The sequence below is a fragment of the Sporosarcina koreensis genome, from assembly GCF_001531445.1.
GTDB lineage: Bacteria > Bacillota > Bacilli > Bacillales_A > Planococcaceae > Sporosarcina > Sporosarcina koreensis_C.
This window is the reverse complement of record NZ_LQYA01000135.1, coordinates 5,306-8,963: the sequence shown is the minus strand read 5'-3', so window position 1 is coordinate 8,963 and position 3,658 is coordinate 5,306. Positions and strand designations below refer to the sequence as shown.

At 48.7% G+C, this 3,658-nt stretch carries 3 protein-coding genes; 1 reads left to right on the top strand and 2 read right to left on the bottom strand.

What is annotated here, in order from left to right; all coding sequences use genetic code 11:
* On the bottom strand, window positions 1–667 hold a 667-nt coding region (locus AWV70_RS14310; RefSeq protein WP_235588678.1), incomplete at its 3' end, for an FAD binding domain-containing protein.
* Window positions 648–3,005, bottom strand: a complete 2,358-nt coding sequence (locus tag AWV70_RS14305) for a xanthine dehydrogenase family protein molybdopterin-binding subunit (RefSeq protein ID WP_306464396.1) — start codon at window positions 3,003–3,005, stop codon at window positions 648–650. The genes AWV70_RS14305 and AWV70_RS14310, both read right to left, overlap by 20 nt.
* Before the next feature lie 144 nt (window positions 3,006–3,149).
* On the opposite strand from AWV70_RS14305, the gene AWV70_RS14300 reads away from it, so the two are divergent.
* Window positions 3,150–3,658, top strand: a 509-nt coding sequence (locus AWV70_RS14300) for an XdhC family protein (protein ID WP_276525647.1), incomplete at its 3' end; no start/stop codon positions are given.

Here is a 3,658-nt window from a genome sequence, read left to right as displayed (position 1 = left end):
CCCCTTCCACTACTGCCGAGCGGAATGGATGTTCGTGGAGGCCGCTGAATGCGATTCGAATGCGCTCTTCTTTGCGCAATGCCGCTAAACTGACGATTGGATAACCGATTTTGGATGATCGGGTCCGTTTCAAATGGACAAATGGCAACTCAAGATTGGAAGCAGCCACTTTTACTTGTGTCAAAAACCGACCATCTCCCAATTCCACCGCAGCGAGATGGTCCATCGGCTCGACATCCGTCCCTGTAGGCCCATTGATGATCGCGATGGCGTCCGTTACGAGCAATGGCAAGATGGCTTCCCGGTAGCCGAGCTTGCTCATCAGATTGCCACCAATGGTAATTTTATTTCTTGACGTATGGTCGGCAATTGTCCGGGCTGTTTCACTCAATAAGGGAAATAGGTTTGATTCAATCAATCGGTTCAATGTCACAGCTGCTCCGATGACAAGCTCATCTCCTTGCATTTCCAGTACATTGCACTCCGGAATCCCTTTTACATCAATGACCGTATCGGCAGTCATCTTCCCGCCCCGTGCAAAGGTGATCACTTCAGTGCCCCCGGAGAAATAAACGACTTTCTTGCCTAATTTCCATTCACTTGTATAGGTTTTCAACGCTTCATCAACTGTTTCCGGCTTGAAATAATCAAAATTGAACGGAATCATAGGCTGCTCCCCTCGTCCGCCAAATCAGTTCCGAGGTCAATGGCAGTTCAGTCAGTTCTACATTCGTTGCCAATGAAAGGCTATTGGCTAATGCTGCTGCTGCACCGATTACTCCATATTCACCAATCCCCCTTGCGCCAAATGGTCCATCCTCTGCAGGAGTCTCGACGAATTCCACAATGTATTCGCCGGGCTGCTCGCCGAAGCGCATTAGCTGATATGTCCGCAAATCGGGATTTTGTATGACGCCCTGATCATTGAATTCGAAGGCTTCCCCTCTTGCAATACTAAGTCCAAGGAAAATGCCTCCCCGCATCTGTTGTGTCGCAGTCATTGGATTGATAATTGTGCCGCCATCCATCACCGTTACCGCTTTCACTATTTTGTACGTATATGTGTTTTCATCCCATTCGATTTCAACCGCTTGCGCGCCGACCGACCACCATGGACCCGGATCACCAAAACCCGTCTCCTTATCCATCGGGGTTAAATGCCGCTGTACATGAACGCCGACCCCGATTATTTGGCCGCCGACCGTATGGCCATTCGGATATTTAAAGCCAAGTGCAATCGTTTCTATATTGATGCCGAAATCCGGTTTTGCCTTTACGTAAACTCGGCCATTTCCAACGTCCAAATCTTCTTCGGAACATTGTAAAGCGACGGCGCCAATCCTTTTCAATTGCCTGATGGCGTCGTCGGCAGCCGCCAAGACGGCATTTCCAGCCAAAAACGTCGTGCTGCTCGCAACAGTTCGCCATTGATGTGGCGTATATTGCGTATTCACTTCCATCGTGACGTGAATATCGGACATCTTCATTTTCAATCGTTCTGCGGCAATTTGCGCCAAAATCGTTTTCGTTCCCTGTCCGAGCTCGATAGCTGCGCAGCTTACACTGACTGTACCGTCTGCTTCAAACTTCAAAATCGCTCCAGCTTGCGCATTCGTCGATGTTGTCGATGTTTTCCAGAACAAGGCGACCCCTTTTGCCCGGACGAAGCCATCCTCAGTTGAGGTCGTCCGTTTTCCATCCCAGCCGATCAATTCCTTTGCCCTGGATATGCATTGCGCGGCGTCTCCGATATTGTTCGCAGTTAAGACGGACTGAGTTGGCGTTGTATGTCCAGGCTTAATGGCATTCAGCAATCTGAATTCGACCGGGTCCATCTTAAGTTTTTCCGCAAATTGATCCATAGTCCGTTCAATGGCGAATGTCAGCTCGGGATGCCCATATCCCCTGAACGAAGTGGCATATGGATGATTCGTGTACATGCAATAGGAGTCGCACCAGACATTCGGGATATGATAAGGTCCTGTGCAATCAAGGGCAGCCGCTCTCGTTATGCCCGCAGCTTGGTCGGAATACGCGCCAGCTTCGATGAAAAAGGTGTATTGGCCTGCAATGAGCTTACCTTCTTCATTCACGCCAAGCTTGACCGTCGCTTTAAATCCAATATGACAAGGGGCTGTCATCATATCCTCTTCCCGTTCGAACTGCAGTTTAACAAGCTTTCCGCCTACTGCGCTCGATGCCAAATAGGCAAGGGGCTCAAGCTGAACCGCTCCCTTTCCGCCGAAAGCTCCTCCGAGCATCGGGATGTGGACAATGACTTTGCCGACATCTATATTAAAGAACTGGTTGAAGATTTTTTTGATCGTAAACGGCGATTGACTCGTCGAGTGGACGACAACCCTTCCGTCGGGGTTGATTTCAACGGTCGCCGTCCTCGTCTCCATTGCCGCATGATCAGATAAATTGAAAGAATATGTAGCGGTAAAGGTGTCCTTGCATACTGCCCACGCTTTCCCGAAATCCCCTTTTCTAATTTTAATATGGCTTGCGATATTTGTGCCTGGTACCGGATAGACGTTATCGATGATTTTCGTATATTGACCAGATTTTTCGTGGATCAATGGAGCATCTTTCTGAAACGCCTGATCAACCGAATTAACGATTGGCAGCGGTTCGTATTCGACTATGATTTTGCTCGCCGCCTGTTTTGCCTGGTACGGATGGTCGGCAACGATGACAGCGATCGGTTCTCCGTAATACCGGACCTTTTCAAAGGCGATTGGGGGCCTGTCTGCGAGGATCGGTCCAATCGGAAATGGGAATGTATCACCTGTTACAATGGCGCGTACGCCCGGCACCTTCCAAGCCTCGCTCGTATCGATCGATTTGATGCGGGCATGCGCTTCTGTGCTAGTCGCCACTTTCGCATGAAGCATCCCTTGGAAAAACTTATCCCCGAGATATTTGACGCTTCCGGTAGATTTCTCTATAGCATCAATACGTTGTTCCGCGGACCCTACTGTCGTACGATTTCCATATTGCAAGATCTCTTCCTCCCTTTCTTATTTCATTTCCTCCCAACTGTTCAATAGGTTAGCCAGTTGATACCTTTTTTATAAGGAGTACTCGAATAAATAGAAGGACAGTTGATGAAACTGTGGCTAACGAATGAAATGTAGAGGTGATGAATGATGGAAACGATTCCACAGGTAGTAGATGAGCTTATTAAATCCGGACAAGCTGCGGTATTTGCAGCTGTCATCCATGTCGAGGGTTCTGCGTACCGTAAGGAAGGCGCATGGATGTTCTTTCTTGAGGATGGCGGTAGAATTGGTTTGCTTAGTGGTGGATGTCTTGAGTACGATCTTCAATGTCGGGCGAAAGACATCATCCATACAGGAGGCGTGAAGATCTGTGAATTCGATCTGCGCGCTGAGGATGATTTAGGATGGGGGCGGGGTGCTGGATGCAACGGCATCGTAACGGTATTGCTGAGGGATGTCGACGTTGCCTTCAAAGAATCCCTCCTGTTCTTGAATGAACAACTGAAACAAGGGCGTCCCGTCTATTTCCAACAAGCTTTGGAGAACGATTTACTTTACTACTTCAGCAATGGAACGACACAAAGCGGAACATTGCCGAAGCTGGATTCAATCAAACATATGCACCCTTTTCAGTGTTCGGCTGGCCGTAAATG